Genomic DNA, 18693 nt, shown 5'->3' with positions numbered 1-18693 from the left:
GAACATGTTAGTCTCTGGCACGTTCCTCTCATCGTATGGTGCTTCCAGAGGGGTTCGTGCTCCCGCCGTGGTACCTCCTCGTCCCGCTTTTGGCCGTGCTCTTCGGCGTCGTTGCGCTCCTGTGGTCGCTCGAGCCGCCGGTGACCGATCGAACTGTCCTCGCGTTCGCGCCGTGGATGATGGTGGGCGCGACGCTTCACGTCTTCTATCGCCGCGAGATGTACCCGGACGTCGTCGCCGTGTTGTTCGCCACGCCGAGTGTCTACCTGGTGACGGCCACCGTCGCAGGGTTGCTCTGGATCGTCGGGCTCTTCCTCCAGGCGGGCGGAGTGTGGAAGACTTCCGACAGGTTCCTGGGCGGAATCGGCGCGGGGGTCTTCGTCGCGGCCGTGTCGGTACTCGTCGCGACGAACGTCGGGACCGGAACGTTTCGGCCGCTCTGGCTCATCGTCATCGTCGTCCTCACGGTCGTCGTCACCGCGCTGACGTGGTTCGGACTGAGCATCTGGTTTACCGACGTCGCCGCGGTCACGGGGGCAACGGGCGCTCTCGTCGTCTTCGGACATACGCTCGACGGCATCTCGACGGCCGTCGGCTACGACTTCCTCGGCGCCAGAGAGGAAGTGCCAGCCTCGCGGCTGATCCTCGAGGCTGGGGGGGCGCTTCCGACGGCGGAGTACATCGGTGCCGGCTGGCTGTTCGTCCTGGTGAAAGTGGCGCTCGCAGCGGTCATCCTCGGGCTGTTCCGGGAGTACGTCGAAGTCGAGCCGAAACGGGCACGACTCGTCCTCGCGTTCATCGCGGCGATCGGTCTCGGGCCGGGCGTCCACAACGTCTTACTGTTCATGGTCGGCTGATGCGGATTGCTGTACCGATGGACCGGCGAACCCGCAGACAGGTCGCGGTTTCGGCGGTACCGACGTACAGTAAACCGTATGAGGGGAGCCGTTCACCGTCGCCTAGACTTTTCTCACCCGCCGTCGTTTGTGCCGACAACCGAATGGTCGATGTGCTCACTGCCGGTCACGTCAACTGGGACGTGACGCTTCGCGTCGATAGGCTCCCCGAACCCGACGGCGAAGCGGCGATCCGATCACAACGACAGTCCGGCGGCGGCAGCGCCGCAAACGTCGCCACGGCCCTCTCCGGTCTCGGTCTCGAGGCCGGTCTCGTCGGGAGCGTCGGCGACGACGACAACGGACTGCTCGCCCGCCGAGAGCTCGAGGACGCCGGCGTCTCACTGGACGGGCTTCGCGTCGTCCCCGACGCGGACACCGCCGTCAAGTACCTGCTGGTCGATGACGGCGGCGAGGTCGCAGTGTTAGGCAACGACGGTGTCAACGAGGCGGTCGGTCCCGAGGATCTCGACGACTCCCGGATTCGAGACGCCGATCACGTCCACCTCACGAGCCAGCGACCCGAGACGGCGGCCCGAATCGCGACGGTCGCGAGCGAAGCCGGTTCGACGATCAGTTTCGATCCCGGACGTCGACTCGCAGACCGCGACTACGGCGAGACGCTCGCGGCCGCCGACGTCCTCTTTGCAAACGACAGGGAGGTCGCGGCGCTTCTCGAGGACGAGTACGTCGGCTCCGCGTTCGGCGATCGCGTCCTCGTCGTCAAACACGGTTCGGACGGAGCGAAGGTCCACACGCCCGACGGGTCCTACGATCACCCAGGGTTCGACGTCGATACGGTCGATACCGCGGGAGCCGGCGACGCCTTCGCCGCCGGCTTCATCGCGAGCACGTTCGCATACGACGACGTCGAACGCGCCCTCGAGTACGCAAACGCCTGTGGCGCGCTCACGGCGAGACGGGAGGGAGCTCGGAGCGCGCCGACGGCCGAGGCGGTTGCGGCGTTTCTCGGCGATCGGTACTGATACCGATTGCTGTCCCGATGGACCGGCGAACCCGCAGACGGGTCGCGGGTTCGCCGGTACCGACTGACAGTAACCCGTATGACAGGGCGTATCGTCGCCAACCGAACGTGACCCGACAGCTGTGACACTATCACACGCTCTCTCAGCACGTGCCGTCTGACGATATCTATATGCGTCGGGCCGTTGGCCACTCGAGTAGACAGTCACGGAAACGTGACGGAGAGACATGACCGAACGAACGATATGCGAGTCGAATGGCCGTGCGGTTGGTCGGCGCGTCCAGTACGAGTACGAAGCGGACGAACCGCCGAGCATCGCCGTGACGATGGCGTTGGCACAGTATCGGGGCGAGGATGCGACGCAGATGTCGACTCACCTCTACGATTACGTCGACCCGGAGGCGCTCGACGCGATCGTCGACGGCTCCGGGGAGGGCAATCGATCGGCACGGCGTGTCGAGTTCGCGGTCGGCGAAACGACGGTCGTCGTGAGACCGTCCCGCGTCGACGTGTTCACGACCGAGTGATCGACGCGCCCGACCGTCGGTAACCGAACGCCTCGACTCTCGAACCTTTTTTCTCGCCGCCCGGAGAACGCGAGATATGGCAACGCAACCGCACCTGCTGGTCGAGGAGGGAGAGCTCACCGACGTCGCGCTCGTTCCGGGCGATCCCGGACGCGTCGATCGGATCGCAGACCACTGCGACGAAGCGGAGACGGTCTCGCAAAACCGCGAGTATAAGGTCGTCAACGCGAGCTACGACGGCCGCGAGCTGACGATCTGCTCGACCGGGATCGGCTGTCCGTCGGCCGCGATCGCCGTCGAAGAACTCGCGAACGTGGGCGTCGAGACGGTCCTCCGTGTGGGGACGACCGGCGCGCTCCAGTCGGGAATCGAGATCGGCGATATGATCGTCGCCACCGGCGCGGCGAAAAACGAGGGGACGTCGAAACGCTACGAGGACGTCGAGTATCCTGCCGTCCCCGACTACGAGGTCCTCTCGGCGCTGGTCGACACCGCTGAGGCCAGAGACGAAGACGTTCACGTCGGCCCAATCGCCTCCGACGACGCCTACTACGCCGAGACCGACGCCTACGTCGCCGACTGGGAGGCCGCCGGCTTGCTTTCAGTCGAGATGGAAGCCGCCGCACTCTTCACCCTCGCCCGGCGCCGCGGTCTGCGCGCCGGCGCAATCTGTACCGTCGACGGCAACCTCGTCGAGGGGACCCAGAAGGGGACCGACACCGAAGACGACGAACTCCCCGAGAAGGCCAAGAACAACGTCGGCCGCGCCATCGACATTGCCCTTGATGCGACGACGACGCTGTAGCTCGGTTTCGCCGGAACGCCTCGAGAAGCGCCGGCCGTCGAGACTTAGCCTCGGAGCGCTTTGGCGACCGCCGTCGTGTGTCCCGTCAGCGATTTGGTCGTCCCCGAGGCCGCCTGTAGGGCCTCGTTGACCGCCTCGAACAGTCGGTGAAAGGCGACGTCATCGCCGGGTTCGGGCCGCCAGTCGTCGGCGTCGCGATACTCGAGGCCGCAGGTCGGACACTGCGATTCGCCGTCGACGATCGGGTCGAAACAGCCGTGACAGCGCCCGACGCCGGCCGCCACGGACTCTCCGAGCGCGACGATGCCACGCAGTTCCGACTGGAGTTTGGTTCCGCCGCCCCGGAACGCGGCCAGTGGCTCGGCGACCGTGGGTTCGAGATCGGCGTCGTCGACGGCGTGGAGGTGATCGAGTCGGGAGTCGACGGAATCGATGGCGAGGAGGACCTCACGGCGGACCTGGACGTACTCGGATCCCAGGTCGTCCTCTTGCTCGCTGATCTCGAGTTCGCTCGGAAGTTCGGTGGCGAGCGAGGCGAAAGCGGCGACCGCCGAGACCGTCACGCCCTGGCGTTCGGTCGTCTGTCGGACAAGGTCGAACAGAGCGTCGTCGTCGAGTTCGACGTCTTCGTCCGGGTCGGACTCGAGGGAGACGAGACAGGGCGAGCAGACGGTGACGAGCGCGCTCTCGTGGACTGGTCCCGTTTCCGGGACGTCACCGACGGGGTACAGCGCCAGCCCGTTGGGGTCCTCGTCGGCACTGGCCTCACAGCGACGACAGACGCGTTCGTCGCGTTCGAACACGGCGTCGGGATCGCCGTGTCGGCTGGAAGTGGTCACGAGCGAGCGAAGACGGGGAACTGACAAAAGTACTCCGGCTACGGTCGCAACTCGTCGTGTTCGAGGTCGAGGTCGAACTCCGGTTCCCGATTCGATCGAACGTATTTGAGCGACGGCGACGCCCCCGCCGGAACGGCGTTGTACTCCCGGAGAAACTCGAGGATTCCGCGTTTGCCGCCGAAGTCACCCCGGTACCGGCTGAAGAGCCGCGGGATCGTCGCGACCTCCTCGTCGGCGTCGTACTCGGCGTTTTCCTCCAAGTACCACTCGACGGCGATGTCGAGTTCTTCGTCGACGTTTCCCGGGGAGTAGACCGTGATCGGCGGGCAGTTCTCTCCCCCTCGACCCAGCGCGAAGTGGATCCGCGGGTCACACTCCTCGAGTCGGAACTGTCGCTCGAACGGCGAGGGGAACGGCCGCGGCAGGTAGCCAAGCCCCCACGGCAGTTTCGAGCGACGGAGAAGCCCGTGTTCGATGTCGTTGAGGCTGAGCCAGACGCCGCTGACGGGGACCCGATCGCGGGCGAAGAACTTCCAGCGGTCGATAACGCCCCCCGACAGCAGCGAGGACTCCTCTTCGAGCAACAACTGGCCGTAGGCGTTGTAACAGTTGAGCCAGAACGAGAGCTTCTGCTCGCGACCGGCGAGCCCCCGTTCGAGTCGGGGTCGCTCGAGCGTCGCGAGGTGCTCTCGGAGCCAGTCGGTCTCGCCCTCGGTTTTGACCGTATAGAGGAGGTCGCCCGCCAGCGAGAGCGGATCGAGCTGGGTCGACATTCGATGTAGGATTCGCGAACCAGACCCTTGAAGGAGTGTGGCGGCTGAATACGACAGTCTCGTCTACGAACAGATTACGTCTGGTTTTATCGCCCCGAACGTGGTCGGTTCCCGCGTGAATCGTAGCAAGGGCGTTCTCCTCGCAGTCGTCGTGATCTTCGCGTATCTCTCCTGGCAACTCGTCGTGCCGTTTCTCCAGTACGTCCTCGGTGCAGTTCTAATCGCGTTCGTCCTCTACCCGCTCCAGGAGCGCCTCGAGCGGGTGAGTTCGCCCGGAATCGCGGCGTTCGTCCTCGTCGTCCTCGCGATCGTCGGCTTCATCGTTCCGTTCGTGCTGGTCGCGCTCGTGGTCGCCGACGACGCCGCCGACATGGTCACATCGGTCGATCCACAGGACCTACAGATTGCCGACCTCGAGGGGTGGATCGCGTCGGAAATCGGGATCGAAGTCGACGTGACCGAAACGGTCGCGGACTCCGCCGAGCAGATCGGGTCGATTCTCGTCGATCAGACGACGGCGTGGATCAGCACGATCACGCATACGCTGATCGGATTCGGCCTGACTCTCTTTTTGCTCTACTACCTGCTCAAGGAGGGGGATCGACTGATGGCGTGGATCCGAGATCGAACGCCGCTGCCGTCGGACGTCCAGGAGGACTTCTACGGCGAACTCGACGAGGTGATGTGGGCCGTCCTCGCAGGCCACGTACTGATCGCGATCGTCGAAGGCGCTATCGCGGGCCTGGGGCTGTTCGCGACCGGGATTCCGAACGCCGCGTTCTGGACGTTCGTCATGATCGTCCTCTCGCTCGTGCCGCTGATCGGTGCCTTCCTGGTGTGGGGTCCCGCGGTCCTCTATCTGTTCGCGACCGGCGAACCGCTGTTGGCGGTCGCGCTCGCCGTCTACAGCGCGATCGTCGTCGGCGTCGCGGACGACTACCTCCGGCCGATCGTCGTCGACCGGTACGCTGACCTCAGCCCGGCGATCATCATCCTCGGCGTCCTCGGCGGTATCTACGCGTTCGGCATCATGGGACTGTTCTTCGGCCCCGTCGTCATCGGCGCGCTGATCGCGACGATCGACGTCATCGACGAACACTACTGGCGACTCGAGGGTGACGCGGAGGGAACGTAGCGCCAGCTGATACGGGTTCCTGTTCCGATGTTCCGCGCACCCGCTCCGGGTCGCGGGTGCATCGACACTGGCCGACAGGAAACCGTATGACACCGACAGCGCCACGGTGGACTCGCCCGTCGGCGGATAGTAGAACCGAATCCCGTGGCCACCGCGACTCGTTCCGCGATCTCACCGGCAAACAGGTACGACATCCCGTATGACACCACAGATTATAGTACTCGGGATCAAACGATCGGTATGGAGATTCTAGTTCCACTCGACGACTCCGAACCGGCGAGAGAGGCCCTCGAGTTCGCCGCTCGAGAACACCCCGACGCGACGATCGTCGCCGTACACATCATCGATCCTGGAACGATGGCCTACGGCGAAGGCTCGGTCTACGCCTACGACGCGTTGCTTGAGGCCCAGCAAGAACAGGCGGCAAAACTGTTCGAGGAGGCAGCCGACCTCGCCTCGGCCCACGATGTCACCCTCGAGACGGAAACCACCGTCGGACGAGCGGGTCGGGAAATCGTCGCGTTCGCCGACGAACGCGACGTCGATCGGATCGTGATCGGCAGCCACGGCCGGTCGGGCGCCTCACGCGTCCTGCTCGGTAGCGTCGCCGAACACGTCGCTCGTCGGTCGCCGGTCCCGGTGACGATCGTCCGGTGAGACGCAATCCGTCGGTCACGGTCGACGGTGATCTGACCGGGACCGACCGACTGCACGAGACGGGGCGTACGCTGCCCCCGCGAGGAGACCGACGCCGACGGCTGCTAAGGATTAGCAGGGAAAATCATCGTTTTGCTTCAGTTCTCTCAAGAGACTGATAGAAATACGGTGATGAATACAAGGCGCAAGCCTTGTACCGGAATCTCAAACGAGCACAGTGATATAGTACGGTGAACTTTCCGTTTCAGGAGCGCGTGGGACGTCGTTCACCCCAACGAATCGATGGTTTTAAATTGATGTTGGATTTCCTACCAGACAAAATTATGACGGGGGAGAAGTCGCCGGTTTCCGTGTCCGACTCCGATTCGCCTGGGCCGACCGATCCCGGGGATCGAATTGTCAGCCTCGATGCCCTCCGTGGATTCGCACTTCTGGGAATCCTGGTAATCAACGTGTGGCTCTTTGCGATGCCGTCGGCAGTAGATAAGAATCCGGTCGTGTTCGGCGATCTAACTGGCGCCAATTACGCTGCCTGGTTCGTCAGCCACGTGTTCTTCGAGGTGAAGTTCATGACCTTGTTTACGGTGCTCTTCGGCGCGGGGATCGTCCTGTTCACCGAAAGCAAGGAGCGAAAGGAACAGCCGGCTCTGAAACTGCATTACCGTCGAACGATCTTGTTACTCCTGATCGGGCTTGGCCACGCCTATTTGCTGTGGTACGGCGACATTCTCGTCGCGTACGCGCTGTGTGCGCTGCTGGCGGTGCTGGCTCGAAACTGGCTTCCCCGGACGCTCGCGGCCGTCGGGCTTGCCCTGCTGGTGGTCCCATCGCTGTTGTACGTCTGGCTGGGGACGTTTGCCCACGAAATTCCGGCGGAGTTCCTCACGGCGTGGCAACCGACTGACGAAATGATACGAGCCGAAATCGACGCCTACCGGGGCGGATGGATCGATCAGATGGAGTATCGGGTTCCAACGGCGCTGAGCTTCCAGACCGTCGGATTCGCTTTTTACACGTTCTGGCGTGTCACCGGGGTCATGTTGCTAGGAATGGCGCTGTTCAAGATGGGCATCCTCTCGAACGAGCGCTCCAAACGGTTCTACCGGTGGCTGCTGGTCGGTGGCGCGGTCTTTGGACTCGCACTAATCCTCGTCGGTGTCTGGTACCGGGGGTACCACGACTGGGCGTTCGTGGAGTCGGTCTTCTTCGCCAGACAGTTCAACTACTGGGGGAGTCTCCTGCTGGCCGGGGCCTACATCGCGGGGATCATGCTCTGGTGTCGCCATCGGGCGGACGGAGTCGTCACCGGCGCGCTCGCCGCGGTGGGCCGGACCGCCTTCTCGAACTACCTGCTTCAGACGGTACTGGCGACGTTCATCTTTTACGGACACGGACTGGGGCTGTTCGGCACTCTCAGCCGGATCGAGCTGTTGGGCGTCGTCGTGCTCATTTGGATGATACAGGTGCCGCTATCAGTACTCTGGCTGCGGCACTTCCGATTCGGCCCCATCGAGTGGATCTGGCGGACGCTCACCTACGGCGAACGGCAACCACTGTTCGATCGCGAATGATCGCCCGCGAGACGCCACCCCGAGTGATCATCTATTCGAACTGTAGTAAGCGATTAGCAATCACTTCAGCGAGAAACGAACAAAATAATCGTGCTGCACTCACTTTCTGGATGCAGCAGGTCTCTATTGGCAGCGATTCGGGAGTCTGGGCAGAGTTTGCTGAATAGAGGGCGCATATCTTGCGCGGGCGCAGATTCTGTCAGGAACGCTGCGGCCGGGTTGGCCGGTGAGAAACGGCTGTTCTGTTAGTGCGATTCGTGAACGTGCTCGCGCAGCGACTCTGTGTCGTCGAATTCCTCGCTGCAGACTCCACAGGTGTGGTGGTGGAGCGGGAGGTGTTGGGTGAGTCCTGCTGCGGTTTCGAACTCTTCGTCGCAGTTTGAGCAAGTGACTGCCATTGTATTGCTAACTTAGCGACCGTCGCATAAAAAGAGTTATTATAATATATGCAAGAGTCTTACTTCTATTTGTTAAAATAGAGATGCGGCATCTTATCAGTAGTTCCAGAGCGTTCGGTGAACAAACTCTAACATGACTGTCATTGTCCTTTGGAATTTCTGACTCTTTGTTGCTGACCTAAAAGTTACACGCGCTTTCTGCCAGCTACCGGATAGCTAGAACGAGACCTGCAAGATACATCCTCTGAGTGGGTCACGCCACTCCTGACAAAAGCCGGGTAGTTCAAACAACCCGTGCTGAACTCACAGCGCGAATGTGGCATGGGTTCCGACTCGATTCATAAAGGTAGTAGTCGCTCAGGACAGGAACGGTCAAGCTAAAACTTAGTAGTGGGAACTATCGGTTCGTACGGAGGCGTTCTGATAGGCGAATAAACGTTGCTCCGAGAACAACAACAGCAACACCAGTTAGTGCCACCAACGCCATCGTTTCAGGGTCTCCACTCGCCATCGCAAGAAGAGATATCGACCCGATAAGCAGAGTCATTGTAAATAGCAGTTCTGTTGCGCGAGCGTTCAGTCCAAGCCACGTCGACGGAAGGCTAAAACCACTCTTCTGATTGTATCCCATACGAATCCCTTCATTCTTCCAATATATATGTCTGACGGATAACCAACAAGAAGGCCCCTATCTTTGTCGTTCCGTTGCCCATTTGATTCAGTAGAAGGTTCTTGGAAGGAATTTCGTCGGTTTACTGCATCCATCCTCTATATTCATCATCCGGGTGTAAACGTATCCGTGATCTGCAACACCGAAACGTACGAGACTCGACGCTACCCACCTATGTATTTCCCGCTCGAGTAGCGGGAAATATAAGTCAGCACAGATACGGGTTGACCGTATGTCAGTCCCCGACGCCGCGTCGACTGCCGAGGCAGTCGTCGACGAGGTTCTCTCCGCCGTCGTCGCCGACCGAACCGTCCTCGAGGAGATCACTGCCGGGGTGCTCGCCCGCGGGCACGTGTTACTCGAGGACGTCCCCGGCACCGGGAAGACGCTTACGGCCCGGTCGTTCGCGACCGCGCTCGGCCTCGAGTTCTCCCGAATTCAGTTCACGCCGGATCTGATGCCCTCCGACGTCACCGGATCCTACGTCTTCGAGGAGGAGACCGGCGAGTTCCGCTTTACTCCCGGACCGGTGTTCGCGAACGTCGTGCTCGCAGACGAGATCAACCGCGCCCCGCCGAAGACCCAGTCCGCCTTGCTCGAGGCGATGGAGGAAGGTCAGGTGACCGTCGACGGGGAGACCCACGACCTTCCCGATCCGTTCGTCGTCATCGCGACGCAGAACCCGGTCGAACAGGAGGGGACGTTCGAACTGCCCGAAGCCCAGCGCGACCGGTTCATGATCAAGACGTCGCTTGGCTACCCCGACGCCGACGGCACGCGCGAGTTGATCGACCGCCGGGCCGACCGCGACCGGCCCGACCCCACTGTCGAACCGGTCGTCGGCCGCGAGGACGTCCGCGAGTTACAGACCGTTCCCGAGTCGGTCACCGTCGAGGGCCAGATCCGCGATTACCTGGGCGAACTCTGTCGAGCCACCCGCGAGGACGGCCGCGTCGACGTCGGCGTCTCCCCGCGGGGTGTCCAGCGGCTGTTCGAGGTGAGTCGCGCACGTGCCGTCCTCGACGGCCGGGAGTACGTCGTCCCCGACGACGTCAGACACATTGCGAAGCCGGCGCTCGCCCACCGACTCGTGTTGAACCCGGAAGCGAGCGTCCACGGAACGTCCCGGCGGGCGGTCGTCGACGCCGTCCTCGAGACCGTCGAGGTGCCGGCGATGGAGCCACCCGAGGGGTCGGCGTCGCCGCCCCAGTAGGTCCCGTCGACCCGTTTTATTGACGTATCCACCCCTCCCGACCCGTTCTCATCGCCACAGCACCCACGCGCCGACCCCGACTGCGGCGAGTCCGGCGAAGACGCCGATCGTCGCGGGAACCGACAGCGTCGGCGCGAGCACCGTCGCGATCCAGAGTCCGGCCACGCCGACGGGAACAGCGACGACGCCGAGCGCGCCGCTCCAGGCGATTCGGACGAGTTGGGGGCGACGATCGACGCCGATCGATCCGATCTCGAGGGCGATCGTTCGCCCGTACCGGCCGACGTCGTAGACGAAACACGCCGCGGTGAGCGCCAGGAGAGCGGCGACGCCGACGAGGAACGCGGTGGCCTCGGCGGTCGCCGCGACGACGACAGCGCCGAGGACGAGCGAACCGGCGAGCAACGCCGTCGGCCCGACGGGGCCGTCGGCGCGTACCACTTCGCCGTACCACGGGGCGACGATCAGCGTCACACCGAGGACGAGCGCCGTCACGCCGTACAGCGCGGTGAGTTCGGTCGCCGTGACGACGGTCTCTCCGACCGCGAGGGCGGCCAGAAACGGAGTGACGGTGCCGACACCGGTTCCGGCGAGGATCGCGACGGTCGCGTCACTCCGGGCCGTCGTCTGGGACCAAGCGCGACGGACGACGAACCCGAGACACGCCACCCCAGCGCCGACGACCGTCACGAGGAGACACAGCGCGCGAACGAGGGAACTGCCCACGAGGACCTCGAGGAGAAGCGAGGCGAGCGGTGTGAGAGCGGTGAGCATCGCCACCACGAGCACCGCGGCCACTGTGACGGCCGTCGCGATGGCGATGGATGCGACGAACGACCGCCGGACCGTGATGTAGCGCTCGCGGCGCTGCGGGACGGTACACATCGCCGGCGGGACGGCGATCACCGCGAGCGCGGCCGCGAGGCCGCCGAGAAGGATCGAACTGACGAGTCCCGTGACGGTCGGCTCGGCGACCCACAGCGCACTCGAGAGCGCGGCGCCGACGCCGCCCGCGAGTTCGACGCCGAGTGCGACGGGGACCAGCCCGGCGGTGAGAGCCCCCGTTACGAACGCGGCCAGCCCGGCCCGTCTCCGCGCGGACGGCTCGGGCGGCCCGGCGAGTGCGCCACAGAGGCCGATGCCGATCACGACGCCGACGGCCATCGTCCCGATCGCGATCGGCTCGCCGACGGCTCCAGCCGTCCCGACGGTCCCGAGAACGACCACCGCCACCAGCGCCGAGCGGACGACGACGTGACGGTGAGACCGGCCGAATCCGAGGAGCGTCGCGGCGAGAACGCCGCCGGCGAGCGTCCCCACCGCGGTCGTCGGCTCGACCAGCGACAGCGCGACCGTGCCGACCACCGCCGCGAGCGCGACCGCACCGGCCGTCTCCGTCGGCAACCGCTCGCTCGGCGGCGTCATCTGACGCCCACCTCCCCGACCGCGTCCGACAGCACCAGTCCGAACGAGCGCTCGAGGTCCCAGTCGACGACCCGGGCACCGGTCGCACGCGCCCGAGCCAACCGGGTTCGACGGTCGAGCGCCTCGAGTCGCGTCTCGAGGGCGTCCGGGCCCGCCGTCACGTCCGGCGAGACGACGCGGACGGCGTAGCCGTGGGTCCGGAGTCGTTCGAGGAGTTCCACCGGCTCGTCGTCGACGAACGAGGAGAACAGGTAGACCTGCGCCTCGCCGGGGAGCGTCCGGGGGACCTCGTCGACGGGATCGCCGTAGGCGGTTCGCGTCCCCTCCTCGCCGGTGAACTCGGCCCGACGTGCAGCCTCGAGCAGGTCGCGGATCCGGCGACGCGTGGTGGTGTCGCCGTCGGGTGGCACCGTCGTGATCCGCCGGTCGGCGATACCGACGACGCCCGTCGGGTGACCCTCGTCCAGGAGGGTGTCGGCCGTCCGTCGGGCCGCCTCCGCGGAGAGTTCGGCGGCCGGCGGGCGCTCGGTGGTCGCCGCACGGAACTGACTCGAGCGGACGTCGACGACGCAGACGATCCGCGTGGCGCGTTCGGCCCGATACTCGACGGTCGCGAGTTCCCGCGTCCCGGCGTACCGACGCCAGTCGATCGAGCCGACCGGGTCGCCGGGCTCGTACTCCCGGACGGAGTAGAACTCGACGCCGCTTCCCCCCTCGTCGGTCGGTACCTCGCCCGCGTAGTCGTTCGTTCCCTCGCCGAGCGGGACGGTCTCTGCCGTGGGGTGACACCGAATCTCGTCGTCGCCGCCGACGCCGTCGCTCCAGGTCTCCGCGACCGTTCCCGTCACGTTTCGCGCCCGAACCGTGAGGCCCCCGAACGCGTGCTCGCCGCGGTGAACCGCGAGTTCGTACTCGAGGACGGCCTCGTCACCGGGCTCGAGCGTCTCACAGAGCCGGGGGGTTCCGGAGACGACGGAGAGCGCGTCGGGGACATCGTCGACGACCCGGAGGTCGACGATCGTCTCGGCACCGGTGTTTCGGACGGTCGTCCGCACGGCAACGGTGTCACCGGGATCTGCCGAGACGAACCCGGCGTCGGCGCCGTCCTCACGGGCCTGCGGCTCGTCCGCTGCGTCGTCAGATCGCCGGGTGAGGATTCGCCGGCTGCTGATCCGGGCGTCGGGCGGAGCCCCGAAGCCGGCGGAGACGCCGTACCACAGCGGAATCGTCGCGCCGACGACGAGGATCGGGCTGGCGACGGCGACCCCGAGCCCGGCCAGCAACAGCGACGCGACGAACGCCCACTCGCCGTCGTCGACGCGCTCGAGCCGACGGTCTGTCACCGTGACACCTCCGCGGCCGACGGCGGCGGCGTTTCGGGCGAGCCGTCTGACGGTTCGTGCGATCGGCGATCCTCGGACGGCGAAGGGCGATCCTCCGTTGACGGCGCCGTGTCGAATCGCTCGATCGCCTCGATCGCCTCGAGCGTCCGTCGAATCCGACGGTCGTAGGCCCCGCCTGGATCGACGGCTGCCCGAAGCCGTTCGCCCACCGGCTGGGGGACGTCGTCTGCGAGGAACGCGGCAGCGACCGGGTCGTCGGTCCAGCGTCCGGTTCGGAGGGCGTCGCCGGCTGCCTCGGTAGTGAGGCCGCGTCTCGTCCGCACCGTGCGTAACGCGCTCTCGGCGAGGCGGTTGCGGATCTCCGCCGCCGACTCGTTGTGCTGACACCGGTACCAGCCGTTCGCGGCGTGGTCGAGCGTCCACTTGGTCTCCCGGCCGACTCGAGCCGACGTTCGGGTGATCCCTTCCTCGGGGGGTTCGCCGTCGACGAGCGGCGACACGTCTTCGCTGCCGTCTGCGACCACTGGACGGAACGCGAGAAGCGCGAGAACGACGCCGAAGACGGGGAGCAGCGTCGCGAGCAGGTAGAGTGACCCGATCAGAAACTGACCGAACGACGGCACGAAACCGCCGAGGACGACCGAGGCGACCGCCAGGACGGTGCCGGCGGCGACCACCACGACCGCGAGGCGTTCTGACTCCGCCTCGACGACGCGCGCGAGGACCACCCACCACGAATCCTCGATTTCGCGGCGTCGCCGGCTCATTCGTCTCCCTCCTCGTCCGGTTCGTGTGCGAGCAGTTCCGTCGCCGTCGCCCGTGCGTCGGCGACCCGTTCCGGGGAGGGGTCTCGACCGCCGTACTCGACGTCGCGGACGATCGAGACGAGCCTGCGGACGCTCGAGGGCGGGAAGCCGGCGCTGAGGACCTCACGAGCGGCCTGTCCGGGTGTCCGCGTCTCGCGGTTCTCGATGCCGACGCGGTCGAGGACGGCGTGCCAGGTCGCGCGGATCTCGGCACGGGGTCCTCGCGGCCCGAACGGTTCGTCGGCCAGCGTGGGGCCGGTATCGTCGTCCGCCACGTCGGGTTCGTCGTCGCCGAATCCGAGCGTATCGCTCACCCTCGACCGGATACCCCGGCGCGACCCGGAACTCGACGACCGGGTGACCGAGCCGAGCGACGGACGCGAGTAGCTCGGGAACGAAAACGAGGGTAGCGACGGCCACCCGAGCGACGGCCCGCCGCCGAACTCGAACGACGGGAGCGAGTACCGCGGGAGCCGAACCCCGGCGATCCAATCGGAGAACGCGGCGAGTGCGTCCGCGAGCGCGACCAGCAGACTGGTTCGTCCGTGCCAGCGGCTGCGCTCTGTGGTCGCGACCAACCGGAAGTAGGTCACCGCCGCGCCGATGACGAGTCCGGGGACCAGGACGACGACGGCCGTCAGCCGGAGGTAGAGGTTGCCGACGGTCGTCGTCGCGGTTTCGGCGCCGACCTCGGCCGTCACGGTCGCCTCGTCTGTGACGGGCAACCACACCCACGCGCGACCGTCGTCGCCGGTCGCCGTCTCCTCGTCGCCGACCGACACCGTCGCTCCGCCGATCCCGTCGCCGTCGGCCGACACCAGAACGACCGCGGGGGATCCCGGGAACAGGAGTGGGTGAGCGAACTCGACGTCCGGTTCTAGAACGTCGATCGTGCGGTCGCCCTCGACCGCACCGCGTTCGACGGAGACGTCCGCCGGACCGGCCGTCTCGGGCAACGCCACGGTCGCTTTCCCCGCCTCGTCGGTCGTCGCGACCGGGTCGCCCTCGAGCGAGACCGTCGCATCCGAAACCGGGGTCGAGCCGACTGCAGCCGCGACCTCGAGGTCGCTGCCAGGCGCCGCCCCGTCGCCGGGTTCGATCGCCGCGTCGGTCGGGACGTCGAACGTCCGCGATTGGCCCGAGTCGACGATCGTGACGTTCATCTCCTCCTCGTAGGGAACGGTGATCTCCGCCCGGCCGAACGGACCCGTCGACGCGACTTCCTCGCCGTTGACCGTGATGGCACTCGAGGACGTCGTGCTCCGCTCCGTCTCGACTCGAACCTCGTTTCCTGGCTCGACCGCGCCGCTGACCTCGAATCCGGGCGGGGCTGGCTCGGAGCCGGCTGCCTCGCTCGAGTCGTCAGTCGCGTCCTCCGCGTCGTCCGACGAATCAGGTTCCGTCACCTCCTCGACGGGATCCGTCGGGTCGGCGACCGACTCCCAGTCGCCGGGAGCGGACTCCCCCTGTGGCGCGCCCGGCGCGTCGAGACGCGGATCCGCGGCGGGGAGGGCGCTTGCGACCGCGAGCAGACAGACGATACAGCCGAGAACCAACAGAGTTCGACGGCGTCCGCTCACGGCGTCTCCCCCAGTTCCTGCTCGGCGGCGATCTCTCGAAGCCGTTCCAGCCTGTGCTCGAGTGGCGGGTGCGTCTCGATCGCGTCGGTATCGGTCGGGTTCGACGGCGTCGCCCCTGTGAGCCAGGCCGAAACCCGCTCGCGGCGGGCTGGCTCGTCGTCGGGACGATCGATCGTCGGAATCGCGTCGGTTTCGTCTCCGGCGACGAGATCCGAGGGGACGACACAGAGCGCGCGGGTTTTCGCGGTTCGGAGGTCCGTCCCCGGCGACGGGGAGGCGTCGGCCAGCGAGAGGAGCGCGGTCGCGAGCGCCATCGGATGTCCGGTGATCCGGGCTGCGGCGGCGTCGGCCGCGAACTCGCGGGTGTGTGAGAGCGTCCGGGTCGTCCGGTCGGCGACCGCGGGAAACGCCCACAGAAGCGGCGAGACGAAGACGTACGTCAGCGCGACCAGCGGGAGAAACCACAGGAGAGCCATCCGTCCGCGCGTCGAGAGTTCGTCCGGATCGGAAAGCGCCCGGCGAACGAGTTGGGTCGCGTGGTAGGCCCGGTCGGCGACCTCGAGAAACAGCGTCGCGATCGTCATCAGCGTGACGTCGCGGTTGGCGACGTGGGCGATCTCGTGGGCGAGGACGGCCTCGAGTTCGGCGGCGTCGAGACGATCGATCAGTCCCGTCGTGACCACGATCGTCGCGTCGGTGAGCCGGCCGACAGTGTAACAGCTCGCACGCTCGTCCCCGACGACGCACACGTCGGGGCTCGGAACGTCGGCCGTCATCGCGAGTCGGCGGACGATCCGGGCGACGCCGTGGTCCGTGTCGCCGGCGGAACCGGTCGTTCCGGAGAGAACCCGACGGTAGCCGTAGGAGAGCTGTGCCACGAGAAAGGCGGCGACGAGTGCGAGATAGAGTCCTGGAGAAACCGGCGACTGCAGGAGGGAGATGCCGACTTCGCCGTGCTGGAGGAACGTAACCGTCCCGCCGACGACCGCCGGCAACAGGACGCCGTACGCCCACAGGAGGACGAAGACGAACAGGGCGTTGACGGCGACGAACACGCCGAGGACGGCGTAGATCCGCAACCTGAGGATCATGGAGGGCGTCGAGTTCGCATTTCGAGTCAGCAATCAAAAATGTTCTGTGAGCCGTCCGATCGAGAACGACCGCGAGCGCCCAGTCGTGACGAACACTCGAGTTCCGACCGGATCGCCAGTGTGACCGACGGGTCGCCGTCGTACCGAAACAGCAGACAGGCTCATCACGGTTCGTATCACACCGATTCCGAGAGTGGGCACGATCCGTCGGGCTTTTGGCCGCTCGCGCCCGACGATGGTGTAACGCGGATGGCCCGGTATCACATCGAAACGTACGGCTGTACGTCGAATCGCGGAGAGAGCCGCGAGATCGAGCGGCGGCTGCGCGATGCGGGCCACTACCGGGTCGACGGCCCCGACGAGGCCGACGTCGCCATCCTCAACACCTGCACGGTCGTCGAGAAGACCGAGCGGAACATGTTGCGGCGGGCCGAGGAGTTAGCCGACGAAACCGCGGACCTCTACATCACCGGCTGTATGGCCCTCGCCCAGGGCGAGGAGTTTCACGAGGCCGAGATCGACGGCGACGTCCTCCACTGGGACGAGGTCCCCCAGGCGGTCACCAACGGCGAGTGTCCGACGACGACCCCGGACGTCGACCCCATCCTCGAGGGCGTCGTCGGCATCCTCCCGATCGCCCGCGGCTGTATGTCCGACTGCTCGTACTGTATCACGAAGCACGCGACGGGTAAGATCGACTCGCCGCCGATCGAGGAGAACGTTCGCAAGGCCGAGGCGCTGGTCCACGCCGGTGCGAAGGAGATCCGCATCACGGGCCAGGACACCGGCGTCTACGGCTGGGATACGGGCGAGCGAAAGCTCCACGAACTGCTCGAGGAGATCTGTGCGATCGAGGGCGACTTCCGGGTGCGCGTGGGGATGGCCAACCCGAAGGGCGTCCACGGCATCCGCGAGGAGTTAGCCGAGGTGTTCGCCGCAAACGAGAAGCTGTACGACTTCCTGCACGCGCCCGTCCAGTCCGGCTCCGACGACGTCTTAGGCGACATGCGCCGCCAACATCAGGTCGCCGAGTATCTCGAGGTGATCGAGACGTTCGACGAGACACTCGAGCACTGGACGCTCTCGACGGACTTCATCGTCGGCTTCCCGACCGAGACCGACCACGACCACGCCCAGTCGATGGCCTTGCTCCGCGAGACTCGCCCGGAGAAGGTCAACGTCACTCGCTTCTCGAAGCGCCCCGGCACGGACGCCGCGGAGATGAAAGGCCTCGGCGGGACGATCAAGAAGGAGCGTTCGACGGAGATGAGCGCCGCGAAACGCGAGATCGTCGGCGAGGCCTACGAGGCGATGGTCGGCGAGCGTCGCGAGGACTGTCTGGTCGTCGAGGAGGGCACCGCCGACTCGGTGAAGTGTCGCGACTCCGCCTACCGACAGATCATCGTCCAGAACGCGAGCGAACACGGACTCGAGCCAGGTGAGTTCGTCGACCTCGAGGTGACGGCTCACGAGACGATGTACGCCTTCGGCGAGCCGATCTGAGGAATTCGAATCTGGGCCGAGAGCACCCGTATGCTACTCGAGCGGCCATATGTGGACACTATAGTAGCCACTGAACGTCATTGCACACCTGATCGCCAGACATGTCGGCGATCAGTGTGTGAACCGTTTCAGTTGTTACTATAGCTGCCGAGGTGTCCGGCCGTCGCCGATCGGGACCAATTACGAGTTCTCTGCGATTTCCTCGAGAGCGAGGACCATCCGACGGAAGAGCCGGGCGAACTCGACGAGCCACTGGATCAGGAGGTAGCCGAGCAGGATGATCGCCACCGTGAGGGCACCCAGCAACAGGTTCGCCGTGACGATGGCGTAGGCGCTGATCGCGACGACGAGAACCCCGAGAACGATTTGCGCCAGTCCGGCGGGACTCGACCGCGTCGGTTCGAGACTCATACTGACGTGATCCGTCGGTACAGCTATATATTTTCGGTCCCGTCTCGTGGCAGACACGATGGGGC

General features: G+C 65.6%; 17 protein-coding genes. 9 read left to right on the top strand and 8 right to left on the bottom strand.

The window, feature by feature from the left end:
- Positions 1-35: 35 nt before the first annotated feature.
- The 4 genes from FYC77_RS04095 (at position 36) to FYC77_RS04080 (ending at position 3213) form a co-directional block, all read left to right on the top strand.
- The gene (locus FYC77_RS04095) at positions 36-857 is read left to right on the top strand and encodes a DUF63 family protein (protein ID WP_149080235.1); all 822 of its coding nucleotides are present in this window, start codon (positions 36-38) and stop codon (positions 855-857) included.
- A 143-nt stretch (positions 858-1000) separates the two neighbouring features.
- On the top strand, positions 1001-1882 hold the full coding sequence (locus tag FYC77_RS04090; protein WP_149080234.1) for a carbohydrate kinase family protein: 882 nt from the start codon (positions 1001-1003) through the stop codon (positions 1880-1882).
- A gap of 226 nt (positions 1883-2108) precedes the next feature.
- Positions 2109-2408, top strand: coding sequence for a HalOD1 output domain-containing protein (locus FYC77_RS04085; protein WP_149080233.1), 300 nt, complete (start codon positions 2109-2111; stop codon positions 2406-2408).
- A 76-nt stretch (positions 2409-2484) separates the two neighbouring features.
- The gene (locus tag FYC77_RS04080; protein WP_149080232.1) at positions 2485-3213 is read left to right on the top strand and encodes a nucleoside phosphorylase; all 729 of its coding nucleotides are present in this window, start codon (positions 2485-2487) and stop codon (positions 3211-3213) included.
- A gap of 44 nt (positions 3214-3257) precedes the next feature.
- Here FYC77_RS04080 and FYC77_RS04075 read toward each other — a convergent pair whose 3' ends face one another.
- Together FYC77_RS04075 and FYC77_RS04070 are read right to left on the bottom strand one after the other, a co-directional pair.
- Entirely contained in the window at positions 3258-4052 is a 795-nt protein-coding gene (locus FYC77_RS04075; RefSeq protein WP_202911770.1) for an HNH endonuclease, read from the bottom strand.
- A gap of 38 nt (positions 4053-4090) precedes the next feature.
- Entirely contained in the window at positions 4091-4825 is a 735-nt protein-coding gene (locus FYC77_RS04070) for a DUF547 domain-containing protein (RefSeq protein ID WP_149080231.1), read from the bottom strand.
- Between the two features lie 115 nt (positions 4826-4940).
- On the opposite strand from FYC77_RS04070, the gene FYC77_RS04065 reads away from it, so the two are divergent.
- From FYC77_RS04065 to FYC77_RS04045, 4 genes are all read left to right on the top strand, one after another.
- Entirely contained in the window at positions 4941-5960 is a 1020-nt protein-coding gene (locus FYC77_RS04065) for an AI-2E family transporter (RefSeq protein ID WP_149080230.1), read from the top strand.
- Positions 5961-6200: 240 nt separating this feature from the next.
- Positions 6201-6617 (top strand): universal stress protein, encoded by a 417-nt coding sequence (locus FYC77_RS04060; protein ID WP_149080229.1) that lies wholly within the window; start codon positions 6201-6203, stop codon positions 6615-6617.
- A gap of 323 nt (positions 6618-6940) precedes the next feature.
- Positions 6941-8188 (top strand): DUF418 domain-containing protein, encoded by a 1248-nt coding sequence (locus FYC77_RS04055; protein ID WP_238386781.1) that lies wholly within the window; start codon positions 6941-6943, stop codon positions 8186-8188.
- Positions 8189-9488: 1300 nt separating this feature from the next.
- Positions 9489-10469, top strand: a complete 981-nt coding sequence (locus tag FYC77_RS04045) for an AAA family ATPase (RefSeq protein WP_149080226.1) — start codon at positions 9489-9491, stop codon at positions 10467-10469.
- Positions 10470-10517: 48 nt separating this feature from the next.
- Here the strand turns inward: FYC77_RS04045 and FYC77_RS04040 are convergent, their stop codons facing one another.
- The 5 genes from FYC77_RS04040 to FYC77_RS04020 are packed head-to-tail and all read right to left on the bottom strand — an operon-like array spanning position 10518 to position 16714.
- Positions 10518-11894 carry a hypothetical protein gene (locus tag FYC77_RS04040; protein WP_149080225.1) on the bottom strand — a complete coding sequence of 459 codons (1377 nt, stop codon included), beginning with the start codon at positions 11892-11894 and terminating at the stop codon, positions 10518-10520.
- The gene (locus FYC77_RS04035; RefSeq protein WP_149080224.1) at positions 11891-13237 is read right to left on the bottom strand and encodes a DUF58 domain-containing protein; all 1347 of its coding nucleotides are present in this window, start codon (positions 13235-13237) and stop codon (positions 11891-11893) included. The genes FYC77_RS04040 and FYC77_RS04035 overlap by 4 nt, the downstream gene beginning before the upstream one ends.
- A complete protein-coding gene (locus FYC77_RS04030) occupies positions 13234-14004 on the bottom strand; it encodes a DUF7269 family protein (RefSeq protein ID WP_202911769.1) in 771 nt (256 codons plus the stop codon). Before FYC77_RS04030 ends, FYC77_RS04035 begins: the two co-directional genes overlap by 4 nt.
- Complete coding sequence (locus FYC77_RS04025; RefSeq protein WP_149080223.1) at positions 14001-15623, bottom strand: DUF4129 domain-containing protein; 1623 nt, start codon at positions 15621-15623, stop codon at positions 14001-14003. The genes FYC77_RS04030 and FYC77_RS04025 overlap by 4 nt, the downstream gene beginning before the upstream one ends.
- Positions 15620-16714 (bottom strand): M48 family metalloprotease, encoded by a 1095-nt coding sequence (locus FYC77_RS04020; RefSeq protein WP_149080222.1) that lies wholly within the window; start codon positions 16712-16714, stop codon positions 15620-15622. The genes FYC77_RS04025 and FYC77_RS04020 overlap by 4 nt, the downstream gene beginning before the upstream one ends.
- A gap of 249 nt (positions 16715-16963) precedes the next feature.
- On the opposite strand from FYC77_RS04020, the gene FYC77_RS04015 reads away from it, so the two are divergent.
- Positions 16964-18217: a tRNA (N(6)-L-threonylcarbamoyladenosine(37)-C(2))-methylthiotransferase gene (locus tag FYC77_RS04015; RefSeq protein ID WP_149080221.1), complete on the top strand. Its 1254-nt coding sequence runs from the start codon at positions 16964-16966 to the stop codon at positions 18215-18217.
- Between the two features lie 180 nt (positions 18218-18397).
- On the opposite strand, the gene FYC77_RS04010 is transcribed toward FYC77_RS04015, so the two are convergent.
- Positions 18398-18628 (bottom strand): hypothetical protein, encoded by a 231-nt coding sequence (locus FYC77_RS04010; RefSeq protein ID WP_149080220.1) that lies wholly within the window; start codon positions 18626-18628, stop codon positions 18398-18400.
- Positions 18629-18693: the final 65 nt, after the last annotated feature.

Source organism: Natrialba swarupiae (assembly GCF_008245225.1).
GTDB classification, from domain to species: Archaea; Halobacteriota; Halobacteria; order Halobacteriales; family Natrialbaceae; genus Natrarchaeobius; species Natrarchaeobius swarupiae.
The sequence above is the reverse complement of the archived record's forward strand: the minus strand, read 5'-3'. Positions and strand labels throughout refer to the sequence as shown.